The 16,847-nt window shown below is 43.4% G+C and carries 20 protein-coding genes, 1 CRISPR repeat array and 1 riboswitch; of the genes, 16 read left to right on the forward strand and 4 right to left on the reverse strand.

Annotated elements, in window-relative coordinates; translation table 11 throughout:
- The first annotated feature begins 247 nt into the window (after positions 1-247).
- From ACXAHI_RS13635 to ACXAHI_RS13650, 4 genes are all read left to right on the forward strand, one after another.
- Entirely contained in the window at positions 248-1,027 is a 780-nt protein-coding gene (locus ACXAHI_RS13635) for a GNAT family N-acetyltransferase (protein WP_474848681.1), read from the forward strand.
- Positions 1,020-1,442 (forward strand): GNAT family N-acetyltransferase, encoded by a 423-nt coding sequence (locus ACXAHI_RS13640; protein ID WP_474848683.1) that lies wholly within the window; start codon positions 1,020-1,022, stop codon positions 1,440-1,442. Before ACXAHI_RS13635 ends, ACXAHI_RS13640 begins: the two co-directional genes overlap by 8 nt.
- A gap of 61 nt (positions 1,443-1,503) precedes the next feature.
- A complete protein-coding gene (locus tag ACXAHI_RS13645; protein ID WP_474848685.1) occupies positions 1,504-2,007 on the forward strand; it encodes a DUF1648 domain-containing protein in 504 nt (167 codons plus the stop codon).
- Positions 2,008-2,145: 138 nt separating this feature from the next.
- Positions 2,146-3,099: a ribose-phosphate diphosphokinase gene (locus ACXAHI_RS13650; RefSeq protein ID WP_270180925.1), complete on the forward strand. Its 954-nt coding sequence runs from the start codon at positions 2,146-2,148 to the stop codon at positions 3,097-3,099.
- Positions 3,100-3,232: 133 nt separating this feature from the next.
- Here ACXAHI_RS13650 and ACXAHI_RS13655 read toward each other — a convergent pair whose 3' ends face one another.
- Together ACXAHI_RS13655 and ACXAHI_RS13660 are read right to left on the reverse strand one after the other, a co-directional pair.
- Positions 3,233-3,979, reverse strand: a complete 747-nt coding sequence (locus tag ACXAHI_RS13655; protein WP_474848688.1) for a Cof-type HAD-IIB family hydrolase — start codon at positions 3,977-3,979, stop codon at positions 3,233-3,235.
- Between the two features lie 145 nt (positions 3,980-4,124).
- Positions 4,125-4,367 (reverse strand): hypothetical protein, encoded by a 243-nt coding sequence (locus ACXAHI_RS13660; protein ID WP_270180928.1) that lies wholly within the window; start codon positions 4,365-4,367, stop codon positions 4,125-4,127.
- 186 nt (positions 4,368-4,553) lie between these two features.
- Between ACXAHI_RS13660 and ACXAHI_RS13665 the strand changes: the two genes are divergently transcribed.
- The 11 genes from ACXAHI_RS13665 (at position 4,554) to ACXAHI_RS13715 (ending at position 12,129) form a co-directional block, all read left to right on the forward strand.
- Positions 4,554-5,309: an AAA family ATPase gene (locus ACXAHI_RS13665; RefSeq protein WP_474848690.1), complete on the forward strand. Its 756-nt coding sequence runs from the start codon at positions 4,554-4,556 to the stop codon at positions 5,307-5,309.
- 61 nt (positions 5,310-5,370) lie between these two features.
- Positions 5,371-5,548, forward strand: a riboswitch (cobalamin riboswitch).
- Positions 5,549-5,692: 144 nt separating this feature from the next.
- The gene (locus tag ACXAHI_RS13670; protein ID WP_270180930.1) at positions 5,693-6,163 is read left to right on the forward strand and encodes an acyl-CoA thioesterase; all 471 of its coding nucleotides are present in this window, start codon (positions 5,693-5,695) and stop codon (positions 6,161-6,163) included.
- A gap of 117 nt (positions 6,164-6,280) precedes the next feature.
- The gene (locus ACXAHI_RS13675) at positions 6,281-6,661 is read left to right on the forward strand and encodes a cupin domain-containing protein (RefSeq protein ID WP_474848692.1); all 381 of its coding nucleotides are present in this window, start codon (positions 6,281-6,283) and stop codon (positions 6,659-6,661) included.
- Complete coding sequence (locus ACXAHI_RS13680) at positions 6,648-7,139, forward strand: DUF4825 domain-containing protein (protein ID WP_474848694.1); 492 nt, start codon at positions 6,648-6,650, stop codon at positions 7,137-7,139. Before ACXAHI_RS13675 ends, ACXAHI_RS13680 begins: the two co-directional genes overlap by 14 nt.
- A 61-nt stretch (positions 7,140-7,200) precedes the next feature.
- Positions 7,201-7,737 (forward strand): AAA family ATPase, encoded by a 537-nt coding sequence (locus tag ACXAHI_RS13685; RefSeq protein ID WP_474848696.1) that lies wholly within the window; start codon positions 7,201-7,203, stop codon positions 7,735-7,737.
- Between the two features lie 20 nt (positions 7,738-7,757).
- Positions 7,758-8,486, forward strand: a complete 729-nt coding sequence (locus ACXAHI_RS13690) for a DUF5694 domain-containing protein (protein ID WP_474848698.1) — start codon at positions 7,758-7,760, stop codon at positions 8,484-8,486.
- Positions 8,487-8,498: 12 nt separating this feature from the next.
- Complete coding sequence (locus tag ACXAHI_RS13695; protein ID WP_474848700.1) at positions 8,499-9,005, forward strand: GNAT family N-acetyltransferase; 507 nt, start codon at positions 8,499-8,501, stop codon at positions 9,003-9,005.
- A 156-nt stretch (positions 9,006-9,161) separates the two neighbouring features.
- A complete protein-coding gene (locus ACXAHI_RS13700) occupies positions 9,162-10,361 on the forward strand; it encodes a M24 family metallopeptidase (RefSeq protein ID WP_474849886.1) in 1,200 nt (399 codons plus the stop codon).
- Between the two features lie 18 nt (positions 10,362-10,379).
- Positions 10,380-11,573 carry a cystathionine gamma-synthase family protein gene (locus ACXAHI_RS13705; protein WP_474848702.1) on the forward strand — a complete coding sequence of 398 codons (1,194 nt, stop codon included), beginning with the start codon at positions 10,380-10,382 and terminating at the stop codon, positions 11,571-11,573.
- Positions 11,574-11,709: 136 nt separating this feature from the next.
- Positions 11,710-11,910 carry an IDEAL domain-containing protein gene (locus tag ACXAHI_RS13710; RefSeq protein WP_270180937.1) on the forward strand — a complete coding sequence of 67 codons (201 nt, stop codon included), beginning with the start codon at positions 11,710-11,712 and terminating at the stop codon, positions 11,908-11,910.
- 63 nt (positions 11,911-11,973) lie between these two features.
- Complete coding sequence (locus ACXAHI_RS13715) at positions 11,974-12,129, forward strand: hypothetical protein (RefSeq protein WP_270180938.1); 156 nt, start codon at positions 11,974-11,976, stop codon at positions 12,127-12,129.
- A 196-nt stretch (positions 12,130-12,325) separates the two neighbouring features.
- Here ACXAHI_RS13715 and ACXAHI_RS13720 read toward each other — a convergent pair whose 3' ends face one another.
- Positions 12,326-13,015, reverse strand: a complete 690-nt coding sequence (locus tag ACXAHI_RS13720) for a DUF4352 domain-containing protein (RefSeq protein ID WP_474848705.1) — start codon at positions 13,013-13,015, stop codon at positions 12,326-12,328.
- Positions 13,016-13,090: 75 nt separating this feature from the next.
- Complete coding sequence (locus ACXAHI_RS13725; protein ID WP_474848707.1) at positions 13,091-14,515, reverse strand: alkaline phosphatase; 1,425 nt, start codon at positions 14,513-14,515, stop codon at positions 13,091-13,093.
- 379 nt (positions 14,516-14,894) lie between these two features.
- Here ACXAHI_RS13725 and ACXAHI_RS13730 point away from each other — a divergent pair, with 379 nt between their 5' ends.
- Entirely contained in the window at positions 14,895-15,797 is a 903-nt protein-coding gene (locus ACXAHI_RS13730; RefSeq protein ID WP_474848709.1) for an acetamidase/formamidase family protein, read from the forward strand.
- A 255-nt stretch (positions 15,798-16,052) separates the two neighbouring features.
- Positions 16,053-16,545: a CRISPR direct-repeat array (repeat unit 36 nt; unit sequence GTAGAAATAGTAGACCTCGTTTTAGAGGATTAACAC).
- Positions 16,546-16,847: the final 302 nt, after the last annotated feature.

A 16,847-nucleotide genomic window follows, 5' to 3' on the forward strand; every position in this document is an offset into this window, starting at 1 on the left:
TTTTTTAACTATTCACTATTTTACCGATAATAACGTATAAGTGTGGATTTATGTAAGGAATCCTGACATAAAATTTCACTTTGTCTATCAGCTATAGAAATAAATACCCTTATTTTGTTCACGTAAACCGCTCAAATAACAATCCATGATAGAAATGGTTTCCAAATGCTTCACTTTGAAAGACAATGATAGTATGTGTAAAAAGATTTGAAATTTGTATCAAAAATTTTATTCACTGAGGTGCTATATGCAGAAGCATGAATTAAAAGCGTTGTTCGATGAAGAAATGAGAAAAAACGTTACGCCTCCAGGATTTCGAAGAGAAGAAACGGAATATGTTATTCGTCATGTGTCAGTCCATCAAGATGAACATGGTTTCATCATCTTTTCTAACTTGACGGATACTGACGCTAAAAAGGTTATTAAGAGTGAAAAGGACCGCTTTGCTACATTAAATCAAGAGTTTGAGTGGAAAGTTTATAGTTATGACGAGCCTTCAAACCTTGTGGATCTTTTAGAAGATGAAGGATTTAAGAAAGGTGAAAAAGAAGCGCTGATGGTCATCCCGCTTTCTGATGACCACTTTTTGTTACGTCACGATACATCTCATGTGAAGGAAATAACCGATTTGGATGGAATCAATGCGATCATGAAGCTTGAAGAAAGCATATGGAATCACTCTTTCGCAAGCTTAGGAGAACGATTGTGGCGTGATTTTAAGAATACGAATTCACTCTCCTTATATGGGATATATGAAGCTGGCAATTTGGTAAGTGCTGCCTGGATGTACTTGGAAGGAGAGAATTTTGCGAGCATGTGGGGTGGATCAACGTTACCACAGCATAGGAAAAAGGGACATTACACCGCGCTTTTAGCTGCACGTGCGAAAAAAGCGAAAGAAATGGGGCATCCTATTTTAATGGTCGATGCAAGTCCGATGAGTGAACCAATTTTACAAAAGTGTGGATTTGAACGATTAGGGTATTCGTACGGCATGTTGTATCGTGGAGGGAAGTCACATGATTAAAGAAATGAAGTCGCTTGAAGAAATAAGGGAAGCCTTTCTCGTAATGAGTGAGCTGCGCACAAATTTAGATGAAGAATCGTATTTAGAGTATGTAGACCAAGCACGTAAAAAAGACATGTACCATTTGTATGCACTCTATGAGGAAGGGGAAATCGTAGCCGTCATCGGCTTTACACCGATGATCACCTTATACTATGGAAGAAGTGTATGGGTTTATGATCTTGTGACTCGAAAGGAAGATCGCTCGAAAGGGTACGGCAAGTCGCTCCTTTCCTTTGTGGAGAAGTGGGCTAAAGACCATGGCTATCGTTCGATCGCACTTTCCTCAGGTCTTCAAAGGCATGATGCGCATCGATTTTATGAAGAGAAGATGGCTTACGATAAAGTGAGCTATGTCTTTAAAAAGGAGCTCTAAAAAGGAAACTTCCTCACCTTCTATTCGTATAGTATAGTAGACACGAAAAGGAGGGACGACGATGGGGACTCGAAATAGACCGAACATCGCTATCGAAAAACCATTTTTACATAAAGTCCTAGACATCATAGGGATTTCAGCATTATTCCTTTCGATCGCTTATATTGTTCTCAACTGGTCAAGCATCCCAGAGATGGTCCCTCACCATTTTAACGCTGCGGGTGAACCTGATCGGTGGGGAGACAAGTGGACGGTTTTCCTTTTACCTTCGATTGGAGTATTCGTATGGATTGGGCTTTCGTTCCTCGAGCGTATCCCTGACGCTTACAATTATGTAGTTAAGATAACAGAAGGAAACGCTGAAAGGCAGTATTATTATGCCGTTACGATGATACGCTTACTAAAAAATGAAATCGCAATTTTCTTTGCGATATTGACCCAAAAAATCGTTGAAATGTCGAGTACGCAAGAAGAAACTCTCCAGTTCTGGGTTGTTCCGGTATTCCTTGTCGTGCTATTTGGTACGATCATCATTTATTTCGTAAAATCAATACGGTGGCGGTAAGGGACAGGGCAAGATTTCCTTTAATTTTTTGAAGAAAGTTATACGGGCGCTATGTTATAGTTGAAGAGAGAATGATTCCCTTACATTACGTTTTGATTGGAAACTTCCTATCGAAATGAACCATAAAGGAGCTACGTTATGCTACGCCAAGAAAAAGACGTGAAAGTATTTGGTTTGAATTCAAACCCTGAACTTACAGAAGAAGTTGTAAAACTTCTTGGAATCGAGTCAGGTAAGTCTTCCGTTAAGCGCTTCGCAGACGGTGAGATCAACATGAACGTTGAAGAAAGTATCCGCGGATGCGATACATATCTAGTTCAGTCCATCGGTGGGGCTGGATTAGGAAACGACTATTTGATGGAGCTCCTCATCATGATCGATGCATTGAAGCGAGCTTCTGCAAAAACGATCAATGTTGTGCTGCCTTATTATGGCTACGCACGTCAGGACAGAAAAACAGGCCCAAGACAGCCGATCACAGCGAAATTGATTGCAAACATGTTAGAACGCTCTGGTGCAACTAGAGTCCTAACGGTCGACTTGCACGCGAACCAGATCGAAGGATTCTTCAACATTCCTGTTGACCAGGTTTCTGGTATTCCAGTATTAGCTGAATACTTCGAGAAGAAACAGCTTGAGGATATCGTAATCGTTGCCCCAGATAACAGCAGCGCACTGCGTGCCCGTAAACTTGGATCCCTGCTTGATGCTCCGATCGCATTGATCGATCGTCGTTCATACGACACAGGTGAACCTTCTACGATCAACGTAATCGGAGATGTAGTAGGTAAAACAGCGATCATTATCGATGATATGATCGATACAGCGAAAAACGTGACATTCACTTCTCAAATATTAGAAGAGCACGGTGCGAAAGAAGTGTACGCGACATTCACGCATCCGGTCCTTTCAGGCACGGCTACACAAGAAATCGCACAATCGAACATCAAAGAAATCGTTGTGACGAACACGCTGCCTTTACCGAAGAGCGGCGATATCGATAAGATCACAGTTCTTTCGATCGCACCATTGCTTGCAGAAGCAATCCGCATCGTTCAAGAGAAACTGTCGATCAGTAAGATTAGAAAATAACTTATGAAGAAAGAAGCTGACCGTTCAGCTTCTTTTTTTTGATTTGCAGGATAGAGGAAGAAAGGGAGAAATCAAAAAGGCTGAGTGAATGTTCCATTCACTCAGCCTTTCGACATAAAGCGGGGGGTGCCTGTCACTCGCCCTTCATAATGTGGTCGATTGCGTGTGCGACACCGTGCTCTGTATATGATTTCGTAATCCAGTCTGCTGCTTCTTTCACGCGCTCCTGTGCGTTGCCCATCGCAACACCGAAGCCAGCTTCACGAATCATAGCGATATCGTTCATACTATCTCCAACAGACATCACTTCATCCATGGAAAGATCAAGCCATTTCGTTACTTTGCGTAGCGCAGCTGCTTTGTTTACACCTGCAGGGTTGATTTCCATGTTTGTTAAACTAGAGTTTGTGACTTCTAAAGCATCGTTGCTCATGACTTCATCTAAAATAACTTGGCGCACGTCGTCGTCTTTCACATCGAAGCCGAATTTCAACCAGTCATAGTCATGAAGATCTCTTTCAAATGGTGTGTTTGAATTAAATACACCTTCAGTCGTGGAAGACCAGAACCAAACATCATGCCTTTTCTTCAGTTCCCAGAGGTTCTCAACAATCTCACTATCGAGGTGCGTACTGTCCACAAGGTTGAAATGCTGGTCATAAATTTGACCCCCGTTCACCGTGATCAAGTAAGCTGATTCGCCTAACTGTTCTGCAATCTCACGACAGAAAGGAAGAGAGCGCCCAGTGCTGATCACAACATGATACCCAGCTTCTTTCGCACGGCGCACTGCATCCTCATTCTCCTTCGACACTTCGCCGTCATGATTAACGAGCGTGCCATCCATATCTAACGCGATTAACTTTATCTCTTTTTTCATCTCATCCACTCCTATCTTTCGCTGACTCTATTCTAATACAAATGAAACGAAATCTGTAGTGGAGTGGTTTTTTATAGGCAAAAAAAAAAAGAGAACCTGATGAATAGGTTCTCTAAGGGTATTGAGTTTTAGTAAGTGCTGACAACTATTCCTCTCTCTTCTTCCCAAACACTTTCTTCGAAGCACCTTTGATCATTTTCTCAGCCTTATCTGCCGTTTTCCCTACCGCATCCGTGCCGGCCTTACTCACATTCTTCACAAAATCAGTAGACGTATCGGATACCTTGCCAACGAGACCGCCTTTTCCGCTAACAGACTTCACCATATCATTAACGGTATCTGCAGATTTATTCACAAGATCGTTTGCTTGTTTGGAGGTTTTCTTCACCAGGTTTTCGTCTTGTTTCTTTTGATCAGAAATAAGATCTCCTCCTTAAAAAATGAAATACATTACTATACATATGGGTGAATTCCAGTGAATATGCGTCTTTTTTTCACTTTTGTTATGCGCTACGCATGATGTGAGTGGTATGATGGGTAGAACTTATGTTTGGAAGTTAGGGGGCAATTAGCAATGAAGTTAACGCAAGAAACGCAGTATGTTAAACGTCTCAATATAAAGAGAGATGAGATCCCTTCGTACGATTTCTTTCCATTTGCTCTACCGGTAATCAAGAATTTCAAGGAGCTGTTGTTTCACCCAAACGTGACGTACATCGTTGGTGAGAATGGGATGGGGAAATCGACGCTGCTTGAAGGGATGGCGATTAAGTATGGATTCAATCCTGAAGGCGGGACGCTTAACTTTAATTTTTCGAGCTATGATTCTCACTCGAACTTAGATCACTATTTGCGACTAGCTAAAGGCGTTTACCGTGCGAAGGATCATTTCTTTTTCAGAGCGGAAACGTATTATAATCTCGCTACAAATATTGAAGAGTTAGATGCTGATCCGTTTGCGGGGGCAAAAGTCGTCGATGGGTTTGGAGGCAAATCGCTCCATCAACAATCTCACGGAGAATCCTTTTTCGCGGCTTTTACCAATCGGTTTCGAGGAGAAGGGTTATATATTTTAGATGAACCTGAAGCGGCCCTTTCTCCGATCAGGCAGCTGTCGATGCTTGCGCGCATCCACGAACTGGTCGAGCAGGGATCTCAGTTTATTATCGCCACACACTCGCCGATCCTTATGGCATACCCAGATTCGAAAATGATTGTGCTGAGTGAAGATGGAATGACTGAGACAACGTTAGAGGAGACGGAACACTTTAAGGTGATGAAAGAGTTTTTTGATGATAAAGATCGGTTGCTGCATCATTTGTTTCAGTGAACGAGTTTGACAGATCTACAGCGATAGGAGATAGTAATTTTTAGGTAAGGATTTTCCTTACTAACTGAATAGGCCTTATGGTGGCTTTATTAAAAGCTGAAAAGGGAAGTTTGGTGAAAATCCAACGCGGTCCCGCCACTGTGAAGAGGAGGCATATCGCAATACCACTGTTGTTAAACGGGAAGGGCGATGTGCTGAAGAATCTGAGTCAGGAGACCTGCCATAAGGAAGAGCATTGATTCCTACGGGAGATAGGAGGGTGTTACGTGGAAAGTACTAACGGATACTGTTTGGTGGTTCCGTAATTTCGTGACGTTTATATCCTGCGCATCTTCAATTTGGAGGTGTGTTTTTTTGTTGAAAAATGAAGGAGGAATGCGTTCATGGAATCTTTACCAGTAAGCTATTCGAAAATGACACAAACAAGGTTAGTGTTACCGCCAGATACGAATCATCTAGATACGATTTTTGGAGGGAAAGTGTTAGCATACATTGATGAAATCGCAGCATTAACGGCTATGAAACACTCAAATTGTGTGGTCGTGACGGCATCGATCGACTCGGTCGATTTTCTATCATCCGCGAAAGTTGGAGATGCGTTAACGCTCGAGGCTTGTGTCACGAGGTCCGGCCGAACGTCGATGGAAGTGTATGTGAAGGTGTATGCAGATGATCTTCTTCACGGGCGAAAAGTGATGACGACAGAATCGTTCTTGACGATGGTTGCGGTCGACTCAGAAGGGAAACCGAAAGCCGTTCCTGGCATCCTACCTGAAACGGATGAAGAGAAGAGGCTGTACGACACTGCGCCTTCAAGGAAGGAACATCGTCAGAATCGTTCACGGTTAAGGTGATAATGGAGGGTCCCTCAGGTAACGAATTCCTGAGGGGTTTGCTTATTTTTACCAGATTAAAAGGGAGATCGCCTTAAGAATCGAAGTATGTATGGGGCATATTGTAGGAGGGGACGTATGAAGCGCTACCGATTTGGGCGAGGTGTTGGAAAAGAAATTACGAAGTTTGATAGTAAGCATGTGGTGATCTCGCCTATTACGAGAATGATAGAAGAAGAGATCGATGTGATACAGATCGCTTGTATGCATCTTGGTCGTGATGGATTGCTCGGAGGTCATGAAGCTGTGGTGCCACAAATGTTCCTCGTGCTTGAAGGGGAAGGAATCGTGAAGGGCGGCGGTCAATCGCATCGTATTCAAAAAGGAGAGCTCGCGATGTGGGAAAGAGGGGAATGGCATGAGACGTCAACGAAAGATGGCATGACCGCAATCGTTGTAGAATGTGACAAGCTAAAGCCGTTCAGTGGTTTACAGGAGATAACAGATGAAGGGAATTAAGCTGGTTTTTATAGTATTGCTAATCATCGTCAGCGGCTGTAATTCTGCTGAACCAGCCGAGGAAACGCTTTTTCAGTACAAAGATTCATACATAGGAGACAACGGCGCGGTTGGTGCAATCTTACGCCTATTGCCCGGTAGCACGGAGTTAGAAAGTTTATCGCTGCAAACAAAAAGCGAACCATATGGCTTAACAGCTTATTATTCAAAAGCGCTATCAGAAGAACAACGAGAAGCGTTTCTATTCAATGCAACGGTTCTTTTCACGTTGATTCAAAATGCTGAGGTTGTTTCTGCTGATTACGATGGCGAGGTATTGTCGGTTACGAGAGATGAGTTACAAGCTTGGTATGGTGAGAATTTTTTTGAAGCTGCTTCAGAAGATGAACTGATCGGTCTCGCTCAGCCAAAGCTTGAAGACTCGGAGCAAGTCAATCAATTTTTTGAAAACCAAACAGGAGTGAACGAGCGTGACTAATTTTTATTGTGATGAAGTGTTGAGTGGAAATATTGCTTCCGGAAAGGCGTTGAGTTAAGCGATGATCATCATGATCAATGGCGCGTTTGGAGTTGGAAAAACGACTGTTGCCAATGAGCTTTTAAACAAAATCGATAACAGTATGATTTTTGACCCAGAAGTGGTCGGAGGGATGCTCAGTGCGTTGCTGCCTTCATCGATCAAAGAAGAAGAGGCACTCACTGGTGATTTTCAAGACTTGGAATTATGGAAAGAGTTTACCGTCTCGATTGCAAAGCGGACGGCAGAGCACTATCAGAAACACCTCATCGTCCCGATGACGATTCGGAAACCTGATTATTTCCATTATATTTTCGATGGATTTAAACGAATCGATCCTGAGACGTTTCATTTTTGCTTAACAGCAAATAAGGAAACGATTACGTCAAGACTGCTGAACAGGGGAGAAGCTTATGGAAGCTGGTGTTTTTACCAAACCGATCTGTGTGTAGAGGCTTTTTCTTCCGGGGGGTTCGGGGAGTATATTTCAACGGAGAATCGACGGATAGAAGAGGTGGTAGATATTATTATGAAAAGGTTAGTGATGCCGATTCTTTAGGATAGGAAGGAGCATGTGTGTTGAGTAAGCCAAAAGTTCTGGTGTTCGGAACGTTTCATATGAAGTATACGAAAGACCTTTATAAGGTGGATACGAATGATTTGGAATCGGAAAAAAGACAAGCGGAAATTCGAGACGTTGTAGATCGATTAAAACGGTTTGAGCCTACGAAACTAGCATTCGAAATTGTAAAGAGTGAAAATGCCGGGCTTAATCAAGAGTATCAGGATTACTTGAATGGTAATGTAGAGCTCAGGGTCGATGAAGTGCATCAACTTGGCTTTCGTATCGCGTCTCAATTAGAGCATAAAAAAGTATATGCGGTCGATTGGATGGATACGGTCGGAAATCGAGCGCTAAGTGAGGTATATGATTGGGCTCAAGAAGAGCAGCCTGAGCTTTATGAACATATCAACCAAACGTATCGCTCGCATTCTCATAAAAGTCTGGAAAACAGAACGATCCTCGAGCTTTTACATGAGATGAATTCTCCTGAAGAAGTGATGAAGGATCACGAGATGTATATGAACATCGCTCGTATCGGAAAAGGTGGGCAATACGTTGGCATCGATTGGGTCCGATGGTGGTATCAGAGGAACTTGATTATCTATCGCAATCTATTAGAGCTGAGTGAGCCAGGTGCTCGAACGCTGCTCATCATAGGGTCTGCTCACGTTCACCTCGTTTCACAGTTTTTAGAAGAAAGTGGTTTGGTTGAGGTGGAGAGAGCAGGGAACTATTTAGAGTGAGAAGGTGACGTAATGGAAAAGAATCTAGTCGTACAGCAGTATGATCAAAACTATCAAGAACAAATGGTGGATTTGATTTCTACGATCCAACAAGATGAATTTCAAATCCCAATTACTGTAGAAGAACAGCCTGATCTATATGCGATCGAGTCGTTCTATCAAACGGGGAAAGGGAACTTCTGGCTGGCGATTTATAATGGACGCGTAGTGGGTACGATTAGCCTACTCGACATTGGAAACAACCAGCTTGCACTACGTAAAATGTTTGTACATAAGGATTATCGAGGGAACCCTCTTTTTGTCGCAAAAAGATTGCTTAAAGAAGCGATAAAGTGGTCGAAGGAGAAAGAAGTTCATGACATATACCTTGGTACAACGCAGCAGTTTTTAGCGGCACATCGATTTTATGAGAAAAATGGTTTTGTTCGGGTGGAGTTGGAAGACCTCCCGAAACCTTTTCCTGTCCTGGCTGTGGATAAAAGGTTTTACAGGTTGGAGATGAATCGAAAGGTAATGTAAAAAGGTTAAGGCAGATCCATGATGAATGGGTCTGCTTTTTTGATGCGTGACCTTATAATTTTTTGTAAAAAGGGAGTTGTGTCGTAAGGCGGGATGATGGTAGTATGAGTTAACTGAAAATTTAAACAATAGTTTTGGGGAGGCGACGTCCCGATGATGCCATTCGAGTTGCGAGAGTACCAGGAACGCATTCAGCTGACGAAGAGAAGGATGCTCGATGAAGGTCTTGAAGTTCTGCTTATAACGGACCCTGCGAACATGAATTATTTAACGGGGTATGACGGCTGGTCATTTTACGTGGATCAAATGGTCGTCGTGATCATCGATGAAGAGCAGCCGCTTTGGATCGGAAGAAAGATGGACGGCAATGGCGCGAAGGCAACGACATGGCTTCACCATGAGAACCTCGTAACGTATACCGATGATTACGTTCATTCGAACGTGAAGCATCCGATGGATTTTGTTGCGAAAACGCTTGAAGAACTTGATCAAAGTACGCGTCACATCGGGGTAGAGATGGGCGCATATTACTTCACCGCCTTAGCGTTTGAATCGTTGAAGAGAAACCTTCCTGACGCGAAGTGGAAAGATGCCACCCTCCTTGTGAACCGTGTTCGGATGGTGAAATCGAATCAAGAGATTCTATATATGAAAAATGCAGCGAGGCTCGTTGAACTCGGCATGCAAAAAGCAGTTGATACGATCTCTGAGGGCGTTCGAGAATGTGACGTCGTGGCTGATATTTATAGCAGTCTCATCAGTGGAACACCTGAATTTGGCGGTGATTATCCAGCGATCGTTCCGATGTTACCATCGGGGGAACATACGTGTACACCGCATCTCACATGGTCTGATAAACGGTATCGAAACAATGACCTCGTCATTATCGAAATTGCTGGCTGCTACAAACGATACCATTGTCCGATGGCGCGAACGGTCTCAGTTGGGACGCAAGATGAGAGAGTAAGAGACATTGGAAAAGTCGTGGTAGAAGGGCTCGATGAGACGCTCGCGTTCATAAAACCTGGCGTAACGTGCGAAGAGGTTGAAGAAGTTTGGCGGAAGTCGATCGCTCGACATGGCATCATGAAGGATTCACGCCTCGGCTATTCGATCGGACTAAACTATCCACCTGATTGGGGTGAACATACGGCGAGTGTTCGACAAGGTGATCAAACAATTTTACAACCGAATATGACGTTTCATCTGATTCCTGGAATCTGGTATCACGATTTTGGGATTGAAATCAGCGAATCGATCAGAGTCACAGAGAGTGGAAGCGAAGTTCTTGCGAATTTTTCAAGAAAGCTAATCGATGCAAAAGACGTGTCGATGATGGGGAACGATGCAGTCTGAAAAAGGAGGAGATCGATTGTGAAAAAACCAGGAATGGGGACATCGTCCGTCTGGGCAGGGGAGAAAGAATACCTCTCTCATGGTGCGACACAAGTTCCGGTCGTTCATAGCGTAGCGTATGGATATGATGACATGGACGAGTGGTATGAGGTCGCGGTTGGAAATAAGAAGGGTCATATCTATGGTAGGAATACGAACCCGACTGTTCAGGCGTTCGAAGATAAAGTGAAGGCGCTTGAAGGAGCGGAAGCGGCGACGAGTTTCTCGACGGGGATGGCGGCGATCAGCAATACGCTCGCAACGTTTCTTTTTCCAGGAGATCGGATCGTGTCGATCAAAGATACGTATGGTGGCACGAATAAAATCTTCACGGAATTTCTTCCGATGTTAAACGTCGATGTGATGCTTTGTGAAACGGGAAATCATGAGCTCATTGAGGAAGAGGTCGAGAAGGGATGCCGCATTCTTTATCTCGAGACACCGACGAATCCAACGGTAAAGATTACGGATATTAAGCGGATGGTAAAAGCAGCTCACAGAGTGGGGGCGCTCGTTGTTGTCGATAACACGTTTGCTACACCGATCAATCAAAACCCGCTCGCACTCGGAGCGGATCTCGTGATCCATAGTGCTACGAAGTTCCTCGGTGGTCATGCTGATGCACTCGGCGGGGTCGTTTGTGGAAATGAAAACTTGGTCGAAAAAATCTATCATTACCGGGAAATCAACGGAGCGACGATGGATCCGATGAGTGCCTATCTCTTGTTGCGTGGGATGAAAACGCTCAAGCTTCGTGTACAGAAGCAGTGCGATAACGCGATGAAGGTCGCGACGTACTTAACGTCACAGGCACTTGTCGAAGAGGTATATTATCCTGGACTCGAGGATCATCCGGGGCATGAAATCGCAAAAGAGCAGATGAAGGATTACGGCGGGATGTTCAGCTTTGCGGTGAAAGGCGGTGTGGAAACGGTGAAGCATCTTTTACCTAAGCTTACGTTTGCAAACCGAGCCGCAAATCTTGGAGCCGTGGAGACAACGGTGGGACCGTCACGAACGACGAGTCATGTCGAATGCACACCTGAAGAGAGAGAGGCCATGGGCATACCAGAAGGATTAATTCGCTACTCAGCGGGTATAGAAGATGTAGAAGACCTTATCGATGATTTAGAACAAGCGTTTCAAGCCGTTGTAAAAGAAGTGAAGGTCTAGTAAAATCTCCTTAAAGTCAGAAAAGTTAAAAGAATCTGCATTGTGAAGTTTAAAGTTTTGTAAAATCGGTTAGATTTATAGTAACAGCGATAACAATTGTAGCTGCGTTTCTAATAATAGAATGGAGGATGAAACAATGGATCATCGAAAAATCTATTCAAACCAAGTGTCGGAGCAGAGTCAGGAAGTAATCGCAGAGCTACTAGAACATGTCCATAATAACGCTATTAAACATAGAGAAGAGCTACTTATGAAAGAAATAGATAAAGCATTAGACGAGCGTGACCGCGAGACTTTCATGGAACTGACAGAGCGATTGAAAACTTTCCATAATTGATAGGCATAAAAGACGAACCGCTTGCTTATAATCTAGTATCACCTAACTCAGGAGGAGATAGAGATGCTAGATTTGGCAGCGGTTTTTCATATGGCTACAGAGTGGATGGTCGCAAATAAAGGGTACAAGCTTCAGTCGGTCATTTTGTTTGGAACCTTAGGATTTTCGTTTATAAGCTATCTGATCTGGTACGTAACGAAGGGATATCGAGCTGTTTGAGCGTTGAAACGATTGTATCTTGTGGGGATGGATGAGTGTTGATAGTGGATATCCGCGATTTTGAGGGGGTTATCCGCGAAATTCTCATTATTTCCGCGGAAATTTTATTTTATCCGCGATAATCGAGTAGATATCCGCGAAAAAAGGAATTTATCTGCGAAACGTGCTTTAACACGCTAAAAAAAGACCCCTGGTATCAGGAGTCTTCAATCGGAATGTCAATTGTTTTTGCCTTAGCTTTGGAATTCTTATCTTCATCAAACACGTCACTTGTTTTTACCGTTAGGGATGAAAGCTCAGCGATATCTGTTTCGTTAAGCACAAATCCCAATTCGCCAGTACGTTCTTCGTTACCTTCGTATACCCCATAAAGTTCTTCGAGGTAAAAGTCTTCCTCAAACCCTTTTTTCTCTCCTTCACTCGTTTCGAGCACCGAGACAGGAGCAAAATCAACTGGTTCATCTGAAGTGTTCTTCACTGTTACGTGCAGTTTTACATAATTGAAGTTCTTTTCGTCATCGGAATACGGATGGAAGAAGTCAATCAAGTCCATCGAAGGCGAATAGTTCATCACTTTAACGTCTGAAATAGTAAGTTCAACGTCTCCGATTTTCGTCGTTTCGTTATAGTTTGAGAGTGCTTTTAACGTAACGGATCCATCTTCATCCTCATGGAAATCGCCAACCTTCGTTAGTGAGCTGTCATCCGGTGCTTGTGGATTATCGGGAGCTTTGGCTGATTTATTTTCGTTTTTGTTTTCATCTTTTTGCTGATTGTCTTCTTGCGTTGTTTCAGATTGCGTATTATTATCTGCGCCTTGCTCAGCGTCAGTCGCACATCCGGCAAGGAGTAGGGAAGCTGCTAGAAAGAATCCGATAGTTTTCATTTAGAAAGACCTCCTGCTTATAAAATTCCCGCTGCCGTATGAGCAGCGGGAACGTTTTTCTTAGTATGCCCTTAATTAATCGTCGTCACGCTCGTTGTCGTCATCATCTTCATCATCGTCTTCGTTCTTCTGCTTCATAAGAAGGTCGTTCACCATTTGACCTGTCTCCGTGTTGTCATGAAGACCGATGAAGTTTTCTGCTCCAGGACCGTAAGCATACACGTTTACGTCTTCACCAGTGTGGCCGCCAGTTGTCCAGCCAGTACCTGAACGCAGGTCGAAGATTTTTTCGATCGCATTGTCGATTTCAGTTGTTTTGTCTTTTTCAGCTTTCGTAGCTTCTTTTACCCAGTTGATTTCTTCTTCAGTAAGCTCTAGGTCGATATACTTGTTAAGCGTTTCTTCTACGTCAGCACCTTCAGCGATTTGCTCTGCCATAAAGTCAGGCGTACGCTTAGCAGCTTTTAGTGGAGCTGGATCCCACTTGTATTCACCGTCGCGACCCATTGCGAAACCGCCAGTTGAGTGGTCAGCAGTTGTAACGACTAGCGTGTGCTTGTCTTTTTTCGCGAATTCGATTGCTTCTTTATATGCTTGTTCGAAGTCTTCCATTTCACTCATCGCTGCAACGACGTCATTGTCGTGACCAGCCCAGTCGATTTGGCTTCCTTCTACCATTAGGAAGAAGCCGTCTTTGTCTTTGCTAAGGCGATCGAGTGCAGTTGTTGTCATGTCAGCTAGTGAAGGCGTTTCTTCGTCGCGGTCGATCATCTTGTCCATTCCTTTTTCACCGAAAAGGCCAAGGATCTGTTCATTATCGTCACTCATAAGATCTTCTTTATTTGTTACGTAGCTGTATCCAGCTTCTTCAAACTCACCAGCAAGGTCACGATCCGCGCGTTCGAAGTACTTTGTACCACCACCTAGAATGACATCTACTTTATGCTCGCCATCGACTTTTTCATCGAAATAATCATCAGCGATCGCATTGTAGTTGTGGCGGGACTCATCGTGAGCACCGAATGATGCTGGAGTAGCGTGGTTTACTTGAGATGTTGATACAAGCCCTGTCGCTTTATCTTCTTTCTTAGCGCGCTCTAGAACAGTTTCAACTTCTTGCTTTTCCATATCAACAGAGATTGCGCCGTTGTACGTTTTGATACCAGCGGCCATTGAAGTACCTGCTGCAGCTGAGTCCGTTACGCTTTCTTCATGATCCCAAGAGTACGTTTGCTGCTGCCCAAGTAGCTGCTTATCGAATGCTACTTCTTCCATATAAGGCGTTGATTTGTCATCCATGAATGAACGGTATGCCGTGTTATACACAGGACCCATTCCGTCACCGATTAAGAAGATAACGTTTTTGATTTCACCATTAACTTTTAGATCTTTATCTGATTTCGCTTCTGTTTCAGGAGCGCCACCAGCAAAGCTGCTGAATGCGAGCGTTGAAACAACTGCGAATGGGATTGCTTTTTTCTTGAAGTTTTTAAAATTCATTTGAGTACCTCCCGTGTTTCTTTTTTCTCACAATGTGTACTTTACTAGATAACGGTTAAGGGTCTATTAATAGATTGTTAGAGAAGTGTTAAGGTTTTTGGGTCGATTGTTACAGTCGAAAACAAACGATAATTTACGATAATAAAAGAATTTTAACGATGTTTAGTTAATGACCTGGGTGATTTCTCGACTATCGATCGATAGAATTGTACTTTTTTAGAATGATAGAGAAGGAAGGAGGAGGTTTGCGAGCGTTTTCAAACGAATTAGTATGAAAGGAAGGGAAGGAGGAACCCGCGCGCATTGTTTTTGTACCATTTGTTGCGGGGAATTTTTACTAGAGGAAAACGTACACTTATCACTTTGAGGAGGTAAAATAATGCACACGCTCTCAACTGATTCTGTTATTTATGACTTTAATAAAGCTCATGCTCCAGTGAAAAAGGTAAAGGTAGGAGATACGATCGAAATCAGTACATACGATTGTTTTGAAAATCAAATTCAGTCGGAAGACACTGAGATTACGGGAATCGATTGGAACCGTGTTAACCCAGCGACAGGTCCTATTTATATAGAAGGTGTTGAGCCCGGTGACGTTTTGAAAGTGAAAATTGAGAAGCTCGAGATCGGTGACCGCGGTGTGATGGTCGTGGGTCCTGATCTCGGTGTCATGGGGCATCGGCTTGAGGAAATGAAAGCGAAGATGATTCCGATAAAGGATGGGAAAGCGGTGTTTAACGAGATCGAACTTCCGCTAAATCCCATGATCGGCGTGATTGGGGTTGCACCTGAAGGGGAAGGCGTGTCATGCGGAACGCCGGGTGCCCATGGAGGAAACATGGACAATAAGATGGTCACGGAAGGAGCAACGCTGTATTTCCCTGTTGCCGTGGAAGGAGCATTGTTCGGACTTGGTGATTTTCACGCGGCGATGGGTGATGGAGAAGTGAGCGTTTCTGGGATCGAAGTAGAAGGAAAAGCGACAGTGACGTTTGAAGTTGTTAAGGATGAAGGCGTTACTCAGCCAATGTTAGAAAACGATGAAGTCGTGACGCAAATCGCTTCAGCAGAAACGCTTGATGAAGCTGTTAAGGTTGCAACTGAGCTGATGATCGATCGAATCTGTGGAAAAACAGGCATGTCGTTGAGTGACGTGACGATGCTGATGAGTGCGGTGGGGCAAGTCGAAGTGTGCCAGGTTGTCGATCCGCTCATGACAGTGAGGTTTGTTGTGCCGAAATGGTTGGAAGAGAAGTTTGGGGTAAGGTTGATCGGAAAATAAATATGTGAAACTTTATTTCTTTATAGGGACATGGTGAAAAAAACACGATAAAACGGCTTTCACCATGTCCCGTTAATAGGTTAAAGCGTATGCGAGTAATATGAAGCAAATTAGAGAATAAAGGAGAACGTAACATTGAGAGAGGGTGAGAAATTGTTCTGTTTACATAACGTGGAGTTCCGTTTTTTCGGAAAAAGGAGGTCATGTAAAATAGGCGTTGAACCCGTTGGGAGAGTAAGGTAAAATTTAGGTGCAGTAGAAATAGTAGACCTCGTTTTAGAGGATTAACACATCTTCCATCGTCGGCTCTCTCGTGTCGAGTTCGTTTTGCGGTAGAAATAGTAGACCTCGTTTTAGAGGATTAACACATGTTAGCGTTGAACGCCTCCTTAGAGAACTCCTCTCTAAGTAGAAATAGTAGACCTCGTTTTAGAGGATTAACACTCTTTCTTTAGGTCTTTTTGCAGTTGGCTCTTCGTCAACGTAGAAATAGTAGACCTCGTTTTAGAGGATTAACACATGTACAACTGTATCGAATTTAAGACCTCTAATAATAAGCGTAGAAATAGTAGACCTCGTTTTAGAGGATTAACACAAGTTTGAGCATCGCGACGCCTTCTTCGAGCCGCTCAAGGGTAGAAATAGTAGACCTCGTTTTAGAGGATTAACACAATTGAGAATTCTTCGGCGTGTGAAGTTGAAGTGTTCCGTGTAGAAATACTAGACCTCGTTTTAGAGGATTATCACATTGGGGTGTAACGTAATTCTGGGTCCTTCGTCAATCTACCGTAGAAATAGAAGACCTCGAATTAGAGATTAACACAGTTTCCTGGTTAAATTCTTAACTGTCATATAATCATGTAGAAATGAAAGACCTCGTATTAAGGGATTAACACTGAACTTTCTTTATCGCGTTCAAAAGGGAAGGGTCCTAACTGTAGAAATGATAGATCTCGTATTAAGGGATTAACACCTCAAATAGAGGACAGCCCTCTCGCCCGTTTGTAGGGAGTAGAAATGATAGACTCGTATTAGAGGATTAAAACAACT

This window comes from Anaerobacillus sp. ABD4_527, assembly GCF_056160805.1.